This is a genomic window from Pedobacter sp. (assembly GCF_035317785.1).
Lineage (GTDB): Bacteria > Bacteroidota > Bacteroidia > Sphingobacteriales > Sphingobacteriaceae > Pedobacter.
Window position 1 is genome coordinate 36,696 of record NZ_DATHGC010000378.1, and the last position, 16,330, is coordinate 53,025.

The 16,330-nt window shown below is 41.8% G+C and carries 12 protein-coding genes; all 12 read left to right on the top strand.

Features of this window, described 5'->3' with window-relative positions:
- The first annotated feature begins 260 nt into the window (after positions 1-260).
- Positions 261-2,192 (top strand): 30S ribosomal protein S1, encoded by a 1,932-nt coding sequence (gene rpsA / locus VK541_RS23635; RefSeq protein WP_324373060.1) that lies wholly within the window; start codon positions 261-263, stop codon positions 2,190-2,192.
- 96 nt (positions 2,193-2,288) lie between these two features.
- Positions 2,289-3,896 carry a beta-N-acetylhexosaminidase gene (locus tag VK541_RS23640; protein ID WP_324373061.1) on the top strand — a complete coding sequence of 536 codons (1,608 nt, stop codon included), beginning with the start codon at positions 2,289-2,291 and terminating at the stop codon, positions 3,894-3,896.
- Positions 3,897-3,965: 69 nt separating this feature from the next.
- Complete coding sequence (gene pyrR / locus VK541_RS23645) at positions 3,966-4,514, top strand: bifunctional pyr operon transcriptional regulator/uracil phosphoribosyltransferase PyrR (protein WP_324373062.1); 549 nt, start codon at positions 3,966-3,968, stop codon at positions 4,512-4,514.
- A gap of 1 nt (position 4,515) precedes the next feature.
- A complete protein-coding gene (locus VK541_RS23650) occupies positions 4,516-5,448 on the top strand; it encodes an aspartate carbamoyltransferase catalytic subunit (protein WP_324373063.1) in 933 nt (310 codons plus the stop codon).
- Between the two features lie 132 nt (positions 5,449-5,580).
- Positions 5,581-8,598 (top strand): tetratricopeptide repeat protein, encoded by a 3,018-nt coding sequence (locus tag VK541_RS23655; RefSeq protein WP_324373064.1) that lies wholly within the window; start codon positions 5,581-5,583, stop codon positions 8,596-8,598.
- 11 nt (positions 8,599-8,609) lie between these two features.
- A complete protein-coding gene (locus tag VK541_RS23660) occupies positions 8,610-10,307 on the top strand; it encodes a TonB-dependent receptor (RefSeq protein ID WP_324373065.1) in 1,698 nt (565 codons plus the stop codon).
- 55 nt (positions 10,308-10,362) lie between these two features.
- Positions 10,363-11,649, top strand: coding sequence for a hypothetical protein (locus VK541_RS23665; RefSeq protein WP_324373066.1), 1,287 nt, complete (start codon positions 10,363-10,365; stop codon positions 11,647-11,649).
- Between the two features lies 1 nt (position 11,650).
- On the top strand, positions 11,651-12,361 hold the full coding sequence (locus VK541_RS23670) for a MotA/TolQ/ExbB proton channel family protein (RefSeq protein ID WP_285056930.1): 711 nt from the start codon (positions 11,651-11,653) through the stop codon (positions 12,359-12,361).
- Complete coding sequence (locus VK541_RS23675) at positions 12,361-12,762, top strand: biopolymer transporter ExbD (protein WP_324373067.1); 402 nt, start codon at positions 12,361-12,363, stop codon at positions 12,760-12,762. The genes VK541_RS23670 and VK541_RS23675 overlap by 1 nt, the downstream gene beginning before the upstream one ends.
- Complete coding sequence (locus VK541_RS23680; protein WP_324373068.1) at positions 12,762-13,589, top strand: energy transducer TonB; 828 nt, start codon at positions 12,762-12,764, stop codon at positions 13,587-13,589. The genes VK541_RS23675 and VK541_RS23680 overlap by 1 nt, the downstream gene beginning before the upstream one ends.
- 43 nt (positions 13,590-13,632) lie before the next feature.
- Positions 13,633-14,919 carry a folylpolyglutamate synthase/dihydrofolate synthase family protein gene (locus tag VK541_RS23685; RefSeq protein ID WP_324373069.1) on the top strand — a complete coding sequence of 429 codons (1,287 nt, stop codon included), beginning with the start codon at positions 13,633-13,635 and terminating at the stop codon, positions 14,917-14,919.
- A gap of 68 nt (positions 14,920-14,987) precedes the next feature.
- Positions 14,988-16,330 (top strand): alkaline phosphatase PafA (gene pafA, locus VK541_RS23690; protein ID WP_324373070.1); only part of this gene is annotated, 1,343 nt, incomplete at its 3' end.

Sequence of the window (16,330 nt, forward strand, 5' to 3'; positions counted from 1 at the left end):
ACAGGGTCATTGATATAATTATTATCTTATAGTGATATTACTGGTATCTTAAGTTTATATTAAAATTTCAGAAGGATTTATCTGGAGCCGCTGATCAGCGGCAGATAGAAACTGTATCATTTGGAAACAGCAGGGTAATGAACGTATAAGATATACACAAATCATTCAATATCAATAACATTTATAAAAAAAATCTTTTCTTTAAAAATATTAATTTCTATCTTTGCCGTCCCTAACGGGAAAAAGGAGATTAAATTTTAATGGCTAAAAAACAAGTAGCAGAAAAAGAACTAGAGGCTAAAACAGCTGAACTGCAGGGCGCAGATGCTCGCCTGGCGGAAAAAGAAACCATTGAATCAGAAGCTGATTCAGTGTCGATCGAACAGATCAAATCATCATTAGCAACTCCAGATCAGGATTTTGACTGGGATGCAGATGACAAAGCTTTCGGAAATTACAGTGACGCAGACCGTAAAAAGTTTGAAGATATGTATACCGATACTTTCAATCAAATCACTCAGGGTGAAATCATTAGCGGAACTGTTGTTTCCATAAACAACAAAGACGTAGTATTGAACGTAGGATTTAAATCAGACGGCTTAGTATCTACTTCAGAATTCCGTGATACACCTGATTTGAAAGTTGGCGATAAAGTTGACGTTTTTGTGGAAGCTCCTGAAGACGCAAACGGCCAATTAATCTTATCTCGTAAAAGAGCTAAAACACAGAGATCATGGGAAACCATCAATGAAGCCCTTGACAATGACAGAATCATCAACGGATTTGTTAAAAGCCGTACTAAAGGTGGTCTTATCGTTGACATCATGGGTGTTGAGGCGTTCCTTCCAGGTTCTCAAATTGACATCAAACCTATCCGCGACTACGATGTATACGTGGGTAAAACCATGGAATTCAAGGTTGTTAAGATCAACCATGAGTTTAAAAACGTAGTTGTTTCTCATAAAATCCTTATCGAGGACGATCTGGAAAGCCAAAAAGTGGAGATTGTATCTAAACTTGAAAAAGGCCAGGTTCTTGAAGGTACCGTTAAAAACATCACTGACTTCGGTGTATTCATCGATTTGGGCGGCGTTGACGGATTACTTCACATCACTGATATTTCTTGGGGCCGCATAGAGCATCCAAAAGAAGTATTGAGCCTTGATGAGAAAATCAATGTGGTTGTTCTTGACTTTGATGACGAGAAAAAACGTATCGCATTAGGACTAAAACAATTGACTCCACATCCTTGGGAATCACTGGATACTAATTTAGCTATCGGTTCACATGTAAAAGGTAAAATTGTTACTGTTGCTGATTACGGTGCTTTCTTAGAAATCATCCCTGGTGTAGAAGGTTTGATCCACGTTTCAGAAATGTCGTGGTCACAAAACCTGCGCAGCCCTCAGGAATTCCTGAAAGTTGGCGATGAGATAGAAGCTGAAATATTGACTTTGGACAGAGACGAGCGCAAAATGAGCTTGGGTATCAAACAACTGACCCAGGATCCTTGGCAAAATGTTGCAGCAAAATATCCTATCGGAAGCAAACATACTGCTGTAGTTAAAAACATGACCAACTTCGGTGTATTTGTTGAAATCGAAGAAGGTATCGATGGATTGATCCACATTTCTGATCTTTCATGGTCTAAAAAAGTAAACCACCCTAATGAATTCACTAAAGTAGGTGATACACTGGCGGTAGTTGTTTTAGAACTGGATGTAGAAAGCCGCAAACTGAGCTTAGGACACAAACAACTGGAAGAAAACCCTTGGGATACTTTTGAAACTATCTTTACTGTAGATTCAATTCACCAGGGAACTGTTGTGAAGGTAACTGATAAAGGTGCTGTTATTGCTTTACCTTATGGTGTTGAAGGTTTCGTACCGACTAAACATATGGCTAAAGAAGATGGTGGTACCATCAAGGCTGAAGAAACCAATGACTTCAAAATCATTGAATTCAACAAAGATGCCAAGCGTATCGTTGTGTCTCATGCCCGTATCTGGGAAGAGGCTAAAGCTGAAGCTGCCAATGAGGAAAGAAATGCTAAGAAAAAAGAAGCTAAAGCATCTAGTACTGCAGTGAAAAAAGTGAAAGATTCTGTTGAAAAATCTACATTAGGTGATTTAGGCGTGCTTGCACAATTAAAACAACAAATGGAAGGTGAAGAAAACAAGGCTAAAAAATAAGCTGTAATCTTTAAAATCTAAATATTAAGAGGGTTGTTCATCTGGACAACCCTCTTTTTTTGCTTAATTTTGAAACGCACACAAATTCTACCATCAATGAAAACATTGCTAAGTGCTTTATTTAGCTTGCTGCTCTTTACCACATCGAAGGCTCAGCTTCCGGCAATTATTCCTCAGCCCGTTGAACTACGTATTAATGCTGCCGGGGATAAGTTTACAATAGACAACGGTACCCTGATCCTGGTTAGCGATACTGCTTTAATCAGGTCGGCCGTGTATCTGAAGGATTATCTGCTGAAGTATTATGGCATCACATTACATACTGATGTATATGCTGCAAATGAAAAGAAAAAGAATACCATCAGATTGATCAGAACAGCAAGTACTGCTCTTAATCCCGGTCAGTATATGCTGAATGTCCTGAATAAAAACATCAGCATCAATGCACCAACCGATGAAGGGATATTTTATGCTGTTCAGACACTTTTGCAGTTATTGCCTGTAAAACAAAACTTGCCGCTGGATATACCTTCGGTCGATATTACTGATTACCCCCGCTTTACTTACAGAGGCATGCATCTGGATGTTAGCCGTCATTTCTTTGACGTCGCTTTTGTCAAAAAATACATCGATTACCTGGCTATGCATAAACTGAACTACTTTCACTGGCATCTGACCGATGACCACGGGTGGCGCATAGAGATCAAAAAACATCCGAAACTGACTGATATAGGTGCGTGGCGAAATGGGACGATAACGGGCTTGTATCCGGGAACCGGAAATGACGGGCTCAGGTATGGCGGTTATTACACCCAGGAAGAGGTTAAAGAAGTGATAAAGTATGCGGCAGACCGTTACATTAATGTAATTCCGGAAATCGAAATGCCCGCACACAGCATGTCAGCTTTAGCTGCTTATCCTGAATTTGGGACTGAGCCATCAAAAAAATATGAGGTTGCCCAGACCTGGGGAATCTTTAATAAGTTTAACAATGTGTTCCAGCCTACTGAACAAACTTTTAAGTTTCTTGAAGAGGTTTTAACAGAAGTAATTGAGTTATTCCCCTCTAAATACATTCATATTGGCGGCGATGAGGGCTCAAAGATCTGGTGGAAACAATCTGCCCTTTCGCAGCAGATCATGAAGGAAAACGGACTGAAGGACGAGAGCGCCCTGCAAAGTTATTTTATACACCGCATAGAAAAATTTGTGAACAGTAAAGGCAAAACCATCATTGGCTGGGACGAAATTTTGGACGGCGGACTGGCACCAAATGCCATTGTAATGAGCTGGCGCGGTGAGAAGGGCGGCATTGCGGCAGCCAAACAAAAGCACATGGTAGTGATGACTCCGGAGAATGCTATGTATTTTAATCACAGCCAGTTTCTGAAAGAAGATTCCCTGACAGCCGCTAAATTCCTGCCATTAAGCACAGTATATAGTTATGAGCCTGTGCCGGCAATATTAACTGCGGAAGAAAGCAAATACATTTGGGGTGCTCAGGGCAATTTGTGGTCAGAATACATTGCAAGCTCTGCTAAAGCAGAATATATGCTTTTCCCGCGGCTTGATGCACTGAGTGAAGTGTTGTGGAGTCCGCGGGCGAAGAAGGATTACGGAAATTTTCAGCAGCGGCTAAAAACACAGCTGAAACGTTATGACCTTTTGAAAATCAATTACAGTAAGCAATACCTGGGCAATTAGATTTTTAAAAAGCACATTCGGGGTTTGGGGTTACAACTTTTTGGCTATATTTGTGCAATTATTTAGTCAATGCAAAAGAGAATCCTGCTAGACGGACAAAAATTCCAGATCACAATTAAGCGACTTTGTCACCAGTTAATTGAGAATCACCATGATTTTTCCAATACCGTTTTAATCGGCATCCAGCCGAGAGGTCCGTACTTTGCCAACAGGGTACAACAGGAACTCTCAGAGATCCTTGGAAAAAACACAATAAAAAAGGGTGATCTGGACATTACTTTCTTCAGGGATGATTTCCGAAGAAAAGACGGCATTGTATCCGCAAGCAGCAATAACATAGATTTTATCATAGAAGAAAAAAATGTGATCCTCATAGACGATGTACTGTGGACAGGCAGGACCATCAGGTCTGCTATGGATGCGCTACTGGCCTATGGCAGACCAGCCAAGGTAGAACTCATGGTATTGATCGACAGAAGGTTTTCCAGACAGCTCCCGATCGAGCCTGATTATATCGGGCATCAGGTAGACAGCCTGAATTCACAAATGGTAAGGGTAAGCTGGAAGGAAACCGAGGGTGAAGACAAAGTTATCTTATTATCAGAAAGCAATAAATAGTATGGCAGCAGACAAATTATCAACCAGGCATCTTCTAGGTATTAAAGACATTAACCGCGATGATATTGAATTGATTTTTGAAACTGCAGATAACTTTAAAGATGTCATCAACAGGCCAATAAAAAGGGTACCTTCTTTACGCGACATCACCATAGCAAATATTTTCTTTGAAAACTCTACCCGTACCAAGCTTTCATTTGAACTGGCAGAGAAAAGGCTTTCGGCCGATGTGGTGAATTTCGCTGCATCTTCTTCATCTGTGAGCAAGGGCGAGACACTGATCGACACAGTAAACAATATCCTGGCCATGAAAGTGGATATGGTGGTGATGAGACATCCTTATGCAGGAGCTGGTCAATTTCTGAGCAGACACATAAAAGCACAGATCGTAAACGCAGGAGACGGCGCGCATGAGCATCCCACCCAGGCTTTGCTTGATGCTTTTTCAATTCGCCAGAAGCTCGGCAGTGTGGCAGGCAAAAAAGTAGTGATCGTTGGTGATATCCTGCATTCAAGGGTAGCGATATCAAACATCCTGTGCCTTCAGAAACTGGGTGCAGAGGTAATGGTCTGCGGACCGACAACTTTGATTCCCAAATACATTTCCAGCCTTGGAGTGAAGGTAGAGCATGACCTGATCAAAGCTTTGAACTGGTGTGATGTCGCCAATATGCTCCGCATTCAACTGGAGCGCCAGGACATCAAGTACTTCCCTTCTTTAAGGGAATATGCCATGATGTATGGCCTCAACAAACAAATCCTCAACAGCCTCGTTAAAGAGATCATCGTCATGCATCCGGGACCAATAAACCGCGGTGTGGAGATCACCAGTGATGTAGCCGACAGTAAGCAGTCCATCATTCTGGAACAAGTAGAAAACGGCGTTGCCATACGCATGGCGGTACTTTATTTACTGGCTTCGCAAAGAGACTAGGTGACTATAAAAGCTTCCTTATACCAATTTCTCTTTCTTTTCGTTAAACCAGTGTTATCAACACATGTTAATTTCTTGTAACCGTAAGACACAATACTATATTTATATTAGTACCAACCATATTTGAAACAAATGCAGAAAAAATACCTTTTTATTCCGCTGTTACTAGCAGGGGGCGTTACCTCCGCTTTTGCGCAGTCAAGCGTACTAGTTAACCTCAATAAAAACTATAAAACCGGGCTGGAGTTACTGGATAACGAGAAATTCGTTGCTGCTGCACAGCAATTTAAGCTGGTAGAACAGATCAGACAAAAGCCCGGAGCTCAGCAGGAAAGCAACTCGGAACTATCCCTGCTTAAAGAAAATGCCAAATTTTACGCGGCAGTTTGTGCCCTGGAATTGGGCAACGATGATGCGGAGAGTCTTTTTCTGAATTTCATCAAAGACTACCCGCTGAATCCGAATGCCAAACTCGCCTATTTTCATGTGGGTAAATCTTACTTTGCGCAAAAGAATTACGAGAAAGCGCTGGAGTGGTTTGGAAAAGCCGACCCTAACCTTTTTTCGGCAAAGCAGCGATTGGAATACCAGTTCAAACAGGGTTATGCTTATTTCATGAAAAATGATATTGAAAAAGCTGAACCTTTGTTTGAAGCAGTTAAAAAAGACGATTCGCCGTTTCAGGAAAGCGCTACTTATTATTTTGCGTACATCAATTACCTGAACAAGGAATATAAAACTGCACTCAGCAATTTTGAAAAATTGAAAGGCTCCCCTACTTATGAAGCCAGTTATCCATATTACATCACTTCTATGTATTACCTGGATGAGCGTTATGATGACGTAATCGAATACGCTGTCCCAATTCTAAAAAGCTCCAAACAGGAATACGAATCGGAAATGCTGAGTATCATTGCAGCTTCTTATTTTGCGAAATCCGACTACATCAACGCCGAGAAGTACTTTAAGGAGTTTTATGCTAAAGATAAATCGGGTAAGAAGAACAATTTGTATATCTATCAGTATGGGTACTCCTTATTCTTTCAGAAAAAGTATGCGGAATCCGTGACAATCCTTGAAAAACTGGATACTGATGATGTCTACCTCCAAAGCGGTATGTATACGTTAGGTCGCTCATTCATCGAATTGAAAAATAAGGAGAAAGCCAGAAGTGCATTTTTCAGGGCCTCAAGACTTGACTTTGATAAGGTGATACAAGAGGAAGCGTGGCTGAACTACACGCGTCTGAGCTATGAGCTGGATTTTAATCAGCAGGCGCTGGAATCTATTCAAAATTTTTTAAAGCAATTCCCCAATTCAAGGAAGATCAATGAAGCAAAAACATTACTGGGCGAGATCTTGCTGACCAGCAAAAACTACCAGGTTGCCGTTGATATTTTAGAGCCGCTGCAAAATAAATCGCCTGAAGCGAAGGAAGCCTATCAGAAGGCAACCTATTTCAGGGGACTGGAATTTTACAATGAGCGTGCTTTCCCTAATGCATTGTCGATGTTCCTAAGGTCAGAAAAATTTCCGCAGGATGAAGAAATCCTTGCTTTAAGCACTTACTGGAAAGCTGAGGCATCTTATGAGCTTCGGAAATTTGGTGAGGCTGTAAAACATTTTGAGACATTTTTGGCTATGGAGGGCGCGAAAAAAACAGGTGTATATAATTTTGCCAATTATGCACTTGCCTATGCTGCGTTTGAGGATGAGAAATACGTTAAAGCTGCAAATTATTTCGAACGTTTTCTTGGCGGCAATGACAAGGATCAGAAAACTGTAAATGATGCTGTAGTCAGGCTGGCAGATTCCTATTTTGTAAGCAAAAGCTATGGCAATGCAATGGCAAACTACAACAAGATCATTAGCAGCGGTGCTACAGGCGAGGATTATGCGTTATTTCAACGCGGAATGATCCAGGGCCTGGAGAACCAGAATGACGCAAAGATCGCCACTATGCAGGATCTGCTAAAGCAATATCCAACCTCTAACTATGCAGACGATGCTGGTTTTGAGACTGCTTACACTTACTTTAACAAGGGGGATTTTGAAAAATCCAAATCTGACCTGATCACGCTGGTGAGCCAATATCCGCGAAGCAGCTATGTACCGAGGGCCCTGGTAACGATAGGCCTGGTTCAGTATAACCAGGATAAAGATGACGATGCGCTGGAATCATTTAAGAAAGTGATCAGAGAATATGCCAGTACTGAAGAAGCGAAACAGGCGCTGGAATCTATCAAAAATATCTATGTAGACCGGGGAGATTCCGAAGGCTTTATTACCTATGCCAGCTCCACTCCTCTTGGAAACTATTCTACCGCCGAACAAGATGGAATTGTATTTCAGGCTGCTAGCAACCGCTATTTAAAAGGAGATTTCCAGGGCGCCTTTGAAGCCATCAATGCTTACTTTGATAAATATCCGAAGGCGATACATGATAAGGAAGCGAAGTTTATCAGGGCTGAATCGCTGGTGAAGCTCGGAAGGCCTTTGGAGGCTGTGCCTGATTATGAATACATTTTGAACGACTGGACCAGTGATTATACCGAGCGTTCCCTGGTAAGTATTTCAGAACTGTTTCTGAATCAGAAAAAATACAATGAAGCCATTGTTTATTTAAAAAGGCTGGAAACTACTGCCGATTACAAAGCTCACTATAGTTATGCGATCAACAACCTGATCAAAGCTTACGATGCATTGAATATGCCCGATGATATGCTGAAATACGTCAAGCTGATCAAGGAATCTGAAAAAGCATCTGAAGAAGAGAAGAACAGTTCAGACCTGTACGCCGGTAAAGCTTATTTGCTGAAAGCAGATACTGCACAGGCGGCAAAAGCCTTTAGTACGGTTGTAAGCAAAACCAAGACTGTAGCAGGTGCGGAAGCGAAATACAATCTTGCCTTATTGCAATACGCCAGGGGGGAATACAAAACCTCTACCAAGACCTGCTTTGACCTGATCAATAACATGCCTTCCTATGATTACTGGGTAGCCAAATCTTTTATACTATTATCTGATAATTACGTAGCATTAAAGGACAATTTACAAGCTAAAAGCACACTGCTGAGCCTTATAGACAACTATGAAGGCAAGGATGATATCGTTCCGACTGCTAAAGAAAAATTACAAAAAATCAAATAAGATCAAGCAACATGACATTTCATAAAATAATATATACTACCATTTTACTGATCACCGCCGGCACGCTGCACGTAATGGCACAGGACCCCACGAAACCCAAGACTGAGGAAAAGGCAGTTACAGAAGAAATTGAAGTAGTAAGACCTTACAAACCTGTCTTGGCCGAGGCTGTAAAATTGAGGAGAAGTCCGGATCTGAACGATGTAAAGACCTATAAAGCACGGTTCAATTACAGCCTTACCGACAGGAAGCTGGAACTGAATTCTGACATCAACAAGCTACAGGCCCAGGAAGTAGCAGCCGAAAGAGAAGCAGAGCTGATCAACAATTATGTAAAAGGTGGCTTTGGTACAGCCAAAACTATATTTGGCGAAGCTTATGTAAACATCGGCAAGGATGAAGCCATGCAGGCCGGGGCTTATTTGCAGCACCTCAGCCAATCCGGAAAACTCAACAAACAGCAATCGAGCCAGCAAAGACTAAGTGTTTTCGGCCGCAGTATCGGCGAAACGGCTACGCTCAGCGGAAGGGTCAACTTTCAACGGAATGGCCTGTATTTCTATGGCATTGACGAGGCAAACCCTGCATTAAATCCGAATCCTGAAAAGCAAACGCTAAACTTCTTTGAAGCTGAAGGCGAAGTGGTTAATAAATACACCGATGATCCGGATGCATTTAGCTACGCGGCTAAGGTAAACGGCTATATCTGGAGTGACAAGTTCTCTGCAAAAGAGAATTCTATTGTTTTGAATGGCTATATGAACAAAAGGATCAGCAGTTTCAACCTCGGACTTGCAGCTTCCGCAGAATTTGGCGGGACTAAAGATTCCATCACGGATGTGGGCAATAATATTTTAAAACTGAATCCATATATCAGGCTGCAGACACACGGCGTTAAGATCAATGCCGGAATTAATTTTGTGCAGGAATTTGGTGATTTTTCATCAACCAGGATCTTTCCGGCTGTAACTGCTGACTTCACGCTGATACCGGACTACCTTCAAATATTTGGTGAAGTGAAGGGAGATGTGAACCGCAATTCACTAAAACAGTATACTGATGAAAATCCATGGCTCAACAGCAATATAGAGATCAGAAATACTGTTGAAAAATTAAGCATAAGCGGTGGAATAAAAGGCACAGGCGGACCTGGATTTGGCTATAAAGCAAGGATCTATCACAAAAGGATTGAAGACATGCCGCTATATGTAAACAGCTTTTCCAGCTTCAATAAGTTTGACGTGATCTACGATTTTGGCACGATGAAGCTTACAGGTCTGGAGGGTGAGCTTTCTGTTCAGGTAAGTGACGCATTAAAATGGACGGGCAGACTAAATTTTGAGGATTACAAGCCTGCCGCTGAAACACAAAGCTGGTTCAAACCGCAAATGCGTTTAAGTTCCGATCTCTTGTATAATATTACCAAACAAATCTCGCTGACGGCATCGGTAGCTATTCAGGACGATAGTAAAGCTAAAGTTTACCTGGCAGCGCCCGCCAAACCTTATTTGATTCCTGATCCCTTAAATGAACAGGTCGTAACCGTAAAAGGATTTGTAGATCTTGGCGCAGGAGCCAATTACAAGATCAATAATAAATTTTCGGCATTTATAAAGGTTAACAATTTACTGGACTCATCTTACAGCAGGTTCCTGTATTATCAAACCATCGGGATGAATATTTTTGGGGGAATAAGTTATTCGTTCTAGACGGGTTTTTAATTAATAGTTGGTTGATACGGAATTAAAATTTATTTTTACCAGAATGGAGATCTCATCATACCTTACCGAGCTTATCAGAACCCGAAAAGAAGTCGGAATCACAGGGCTGGGGACTATTTACAAAAAGAAATCTCCGGGAAGATATGATGCTCAGGCACATGCTTTTTTACCACCGAGCTATACACTTGAATTTACTGAAGAAGTAAAGGAAAACAATGCGCTGGCAGAATTCATCAGCAAAAAGAAAAATATATCTTTTGACTCCTCCTATTATTTTGTAGAACAATTTGCTGAGGAACTGCTCAGGCAACTGAAAGACAGCCGGGAAGCTGATCTTGGTGAACTTGGCCGGCTTTCGGCTTCGGATAAGGGGCTGACCTTCTCTCCTTCGGGAGCGACAGATTTAGGGTTTGAATTTTATGGATTGCCGTCTTTTAAAGATGAATCCGCTCAAGGAGAAGAAAGCTATGCGAAGGAACAGGAAGAACATTTTCATGAACGCTTAGATTTGGAAGATCACAACGCTGATCTGAGTGATGGAACCGCTGAACCTGACGAACAACCTGTGTATGATGAAATATCTGAGATAAAGCATAAGAAAATTCCCGAATCTCCTCTGTTTATAGAAACTGCAGAGAATTTGGAAGAAGATCCGGCAGACGATACGGCGATTCCTGAAAATGAAATCCCTGCCACTGAGTCAAGGGCAGATCATTACTGGAATTTTGACGAAGGTCATAACTTTAGTCAGGCTGGATCTGCAGATGGCCCCGAAGAAGCAGAAATTGAAGATAAACCAAAAACACCAGCATACATAAAGATTATTATCGCCGGCGCTATTCTTTTAGCTATTGGAGCAGTTGTATATTTTGTAAAACCCGGGCTTTTTAAGGGTGAAGCGGAGAAGGAACAAGAACAAACAAAAGGTCTGGCTACAAACCCCGGTCAGTTAAAGATTGATTCTGCTGCAAAAGCAGACAGTATTTTGAGGGCCGCTCAAACAGCGGTTGTCAACCCCGATTCTTTAAAAGATACCACTGCAGCACTAAACCCGGCTTTAAGTACAGATACTGCGACTACATGGGAAGTGATTGGGGCTTCTGTCATCAACCAGAAAGAGGCAGACTGGTTTATTACACAGATGAAAGCCATTGGCATTACCGCAAAAGTAATTCCTAAAGTTCCGGGTAAACGCAGAATAAAGATCAGTATTGCAACGTTTCAAGATGAAGCAAGCGCCATGAAAGGGCGTAAAGAACTTGTCTTGAAGTTAAAAAACCCAGAGTTATATATCTATCAAAACAAACACACAAACACACAAATAAAATAATATGATCACATTACTACAAGGTGCCACGGATACCGCAAAACAGCTCGTTGATACCGCTAATAACTTAACGCAGGCAGTAACTACCGCACCTCCAGAAATCCACTTTATTGACCTTCTGTTTAAAGGTGGCTGGGTAATGCTCCCCCTGGCTTTTTTAGCTTTTTTGGGATTGGTAATCTTTGTAGAAAGGTACCTTACCATTAGGAAAGCATCTAAAACTGAATCTAACCTGATGCTGCAGATCAAACAATATATCCATGACGGAAGACTGGACAATGCCATCGCCCTATGCAGAAACAACAATTCTCCTCTGGCCAGAATGCTTGAAAAAGGGTTAAAACGTATTGGCAGACCCATTAAAGATATAGAAGCTGCCATCGAGAACAATGGCAAGCATGAGGTCTCGAAGCTGGAAAAAAACATAGGCATACTTGGTATCATCGCGGGTATTGCGCCAATGCTTGGTTTCGTCGGTACTATTATTGGGGTAATTACCATTTTTCATGATGTATCTATTAAAGGAGCTATAGAAATCGGAACAATATCGGGTGGTTTGTATACCAAAATGATCACTTCCGCTACTGGGTTGATCATTGGTATTATCGCATATGTGCTCTATCATATTTTGAATATGATGGTTGAACGAATCATACTAAGAATGGAGACAGACGCCATTGAATTTATTGATCTACTAGAGGAGCCAGGAAAATAATGAATTTACGCAAGAGAAATAAAGGAACTGTGGAGGTGCATACTTCTGCTTTGAACGACATCATGTTCTTCCTGCTTTTGTTTTTTCTACTGGCGTCAGCTGTAGTTAATCCACAGGTAGTAAAGTTACTGCTTCCGCAGTCTTCCAGCGGTCAACAGTCTACCGCTAAAAAGGCAGTTACGGTAACCATAGACGAAAATTTAAAATATACCATCGATAAAAAACCGGTAACCATCGAGGAATTAGAGCCTGCACTGGCAGCCTACCAGAAATTGGCTCCAGATATGACCATTCTTTTATACGTTTCCCGGAATGTAACCTATCAGGATGGTTTTGTCGTGAATGATATCGCCAACAAATTGAAATTAAAACTTGTTGTAGCTGTAGAACCTAAAAAATAATGAACCATAAAGCGTATAACATGCCTGAGGAAAACAATTACCCAAAAGCTATTGCTATTGCCAGCGGGATAATGGGCTTCTTATTATTGATTAGCTTTTTTATTGTGATTGGATCATTCCAACCCGTTGAAGAAGGTATGGGTGGTATGGTTGTCAACTATGGGACCTCTGCAGAAGGCATGGGTGACGATTACACGAGCATAGAAGAACCTTCAGCAGATCCCAATGCCAATCAAAAAGCACCAGATAAGGTCACTCCGGAAGATAAAGTCACCCCAACTACTTCCAGTGAAAATAGCGATAAAACAATTGTGACACAAAATACAGAGGATGCCATTGCAGTAAACACAAAACCTACCAAAACTACCACTAAGGCCCCGACGACTGTAACTGAAGATAAGCCGTCAAAACCAGTGATCAATCAAAATGCTTTATATAAAGGCAAGTCAAACAAAGGCACAGGCGGCGGTGATGGTACGGGAACAACTCCAGGTAACCAAGGTGATAAAGACGGTGATCCTCTTGCTACGAATTATGGCGAAGGAGGCTCAGGTTTTGGAGAAACGCCAATTCCCCTGAGAAGGTTTACGAACCTGGTCACACCGCAGGATGACGGACAGAAAACAGGCAAAATTGCGGTGCGAATTAAAATCAACAAGGCAGGTGTTGTGGTAGATGCTACCCCTGGAGTAAAGGGAACAACCTTGAATGACAGGGAATTGTGGCAAAAATGCAAAACTGCGGTAATGGGCGCCAGCCTGTCTCAATCCGATGCTGCGCCAGATATACAGATAGGTATTGTGATTTTCAACTTTAAAGTTAAATAACCGGCAAAGCATTTTCTATTTTTGTGTTATCCAATCTTCTTTGATGAATTACGAGCAAACCCTGGATTATCTGTACAGCAAACTGCCCATGTTTACCCGCGTAGGTGCGGTGGCCTTTAAAAAGGACTTACACAACACCATTGTGATGTGTGAAAAGCTAGGCAATCCTCAGGATAAATTTAAGACCATCCACGTAGGCGGAACCAATGGAAAAGGTTCCACATCACATATGCTTTCAGCCATTTTTCAACAGGCAGGATTTAAAACAGGGTTATATACTTCACCGCATCTAAAAGACTTCAGAGAACGTATCAGAATCAATGGTGCTATGATATCCAAGGATTTTGTAGTTGATTTTGTCGCCTCGCAAAGCAATATTATTGAAGAACTCAGCCCCTCTTTTTTTGAAGTGACTGTGGCAATGGCTTTTTCATACTTTGAAACCCAACAGGTAGATATTGCTATTGTTGAAGTAGGACTTGGCGGCAGGCTGGATTCGACAAACATTATTATTCCCGAGCTCTCTGTCATTACCAACATCAGTTTGGACCACACCAATATTTTGGGAAATACACTACCTGAAATCGCAGCAGAAAAGGCCGGAATTATTAAACCCGGGATTCCTGTAGTGATTGGCGAACGGCATCCGGAAACAGACCAAACCTTTATAAAAAAGGCGGAAGAAACCGGAAGCGAAATTGTATTTGCTGACGAACAATTGAACATTCAGCATTTTCAAAGAGAAAATGAGGTGCTGAACCTGTCAGTAGGAGATAAAGATCATGTGCTATTTCAGGAATTAACGCTTGACCTTACGGGATCATATCAGCTTAAAAATATATTAACGGTGATCCAGTCTGTATTGGTTTTAAGCAAATTGGGGTACCAGATCAGCGATCAGGATATTCGCACAGCGCTGAGAGGTGTAAAACAGCTTACAGGCCTGCAGGGAAGATGGCAGGTGATTGGTACCCATCCGCTCATTATCTGTGATACAGGGCACAATATAGCTGGTATCACTGAAGTGGCGCAGAACATCCGGGAAACCCCGCATGACCATTTGCATATCGTAATAGGAATGGTTAAAGACAAAGATATCGGCGGTGTGCTCAAATTATTACCTTCGGATGCCCGGTATTATTTTTGTCAGCCAGATTTAGAAAGGGCATTGCCCGCTGCTGAACTGGCCAGGCAAGCCCTCGATCATCAGCTCATCGGTGAGGTATTTCAAAGTGTTCAGTTTGCACTGACGGCTGCAAAAAACGACGCAAACGACGATGACCTGATATTTGTCGGCGGGAGTACTTTTGTGGTGGCAGATGTGCTATAAAATCTTTACATAATAGTAATTCGATCTTCTCTTTGAATAAGTACCTTTAAAATCTTTAACACATAATAATGAAGAAAACATACCTTTTATTTGCTGCGCTTATTTTTATTTGCAGTTCCTCAATCGCTCAGAAAAAAGCAGTTAAAACCACATTAAAGACATCATCTGCTGTAGAATTGAGCAGACCGAAACTGGTAGTCGGGCTGGTAGTAGACCAGATGAGGTGGGATTACCTTTACCGTTACTATAACAGGTATTCAAATGGCGGTTTCAAACGCCTTGTAAATCAGGGATTCTCTGCTGAAAACACTTTTATACCCTATACTCCAACGTATACCGCATGCGGACATTCCAGCATTTACACAGGTTCGACACCAGCTATTAACGGCATCATCGGCAATGACTGGTATGACCCTCAACTGAAAAGAAATGTTTATTGCGCTGAAGATACTACGGTAAAAACTGTAGGCAGTGATACCAGGGCCGGATTAATGTCCCCAAAAAACATGCTGGTTACCACGATTACAGATGAGCTGAGACTGGCTACAAATTTTAAGAGCAAGGTCATAGGTATTTCTCTTAAAGACCGTGGTTCTATACTTCCGGCAGGTCATTCGGCCAATGCCGCTTATTGGTTTGATGGCGGCACTGGTGACTGGATCACCAGCACACATTACATGACCAAACTTCCTGCCTGGGTAGAACAGTACAACAAACTGAAAATGCCAAATAAGTATTTTGAGCAGAACTGGAATACTTTATATCCCATAGGAACCTACACCCAGAGCACGGCCGACAACAAACCATATGAAGGAAAAGCCAGAGGCGAAGAAACGCCTACCTTTCCTCATCCGACTAAACTATATATTGACAAAAACTTTGACATGATCAAAAGTCTGCCGTATGGCAACACCATGACCCTGGATCTCGCCAAAACGGCTATTCAGGCAGAAGGGCTTGGTCAGGGAAGCTCCACAGATTTCCTTGCGGTCAGCTGCTCATCGACGGACTACGTAGGCCATCAGTATGGCGCCAATTCAGTCGAAGCAGAGGATACTTATCTAAGGTTAGATAAAGACCTGGAAGACTTCTTCAATTACCTGGATGCCAAACTTGGCAAAGGAAATTATTTATTCTTCCTGTCAGCTGACCATGGAGTAGCACATGTACCTGGCTTTATGAAGGAAAACAAACTGCCAGGAGGGCTGTTCAGCGATTCGCAGGTGCTCAAAAGCCTAAATGCAACCATAGCCGAACAATATAAAGTTAAAAAAGCGATCATTACTTCCAGCAACAGCCAGCTTTATTTTGATCATGAAGCCATTAAAGAAGCCAAAGCTGATTTTGAAGCAATAAAAACCCTGACTATGGAAACCTTGAAAAAACAGGATGCAGTTGCCGATGCAATTGA

Excerpts from the sequence above, each read along its gene's own strand:
- rpsA (WP_324373060.1), top strand. The coding sequence starts at position 261 with ATGGCTAAAAAACAAGTAGCAGAAAAAGAACTAGAGGCTAAAACAGCT.
- VK541_RS23640 (WP_324373061.1), top strand. The coding sequence starts at position 2,289 with ATGAAAACATTGCTAAGTGCTTTATTTAGCTTGCTGCTCTTTACCACA.
- pyrR (WP_324373062.1), top strand. The coding sequence starts at position 3,966 with ATGCAAAAGAGAATCCTGCTAGACGGACAAAAATTCCAGATCACAATT.
- VK541_RS23650 (WP_324373063.1), top strand. The coding sequence starts at position 4,516 with ATGGCAGCAGACAAATTATCAACCAGGCATCTTCTAGGTATTAAAGAC.
- VK541_RS23655 (WP_324373064.1), top strand. The coding sequence starts at position 5,581 with ATGCAGAAAAAATACCTTTTTATTCCGCTGTTACTAGCAGGGGGCGTT.
- VK541_RS23660 (WP_324373065.1), top strand. The coding sequence starts at position 8,610 with ATGACATTTCATAAAATAATATATACTACCATTTTACTGATCACCGCC.
- VK541_RS23665 (WP_324373066.1), top strand. The coding sequence starts at position 10,363 with ATGGAGATCTCATCATACCTTACCGAGCTTATCAGAACCCGAAAAGAA.
- VK541_RS23670 (WP_285056930.1), top strand. The coding sequence starts at position 11,651 with ATGATCACATTACTACAAGGTGCCACGGATACCGCAAAACAGCTCGTT.
- VK541_RS23675 (WP_324373067.1), top strand. The coding sequence starts at position 12,361 with ATGAATTTACGCAAGAGAAATAAAGGAACTGTGGAGGTGCATACTTCT.
- VK541_RS23680 (WP_324373068.1), top strand. The coding sequence starts at position 12,762 with ATGAACCATAAAGCGTATAACATGCCTGAGGAAAACAATTACCCAAAA.
- VK541_RS23685 (WP_324373069.1), top strand. The coding sequence starts at position 13,633 with ATGAATTACGAGCAAACCCTGGATTATCTGTACAGCAAACTGCCCATG.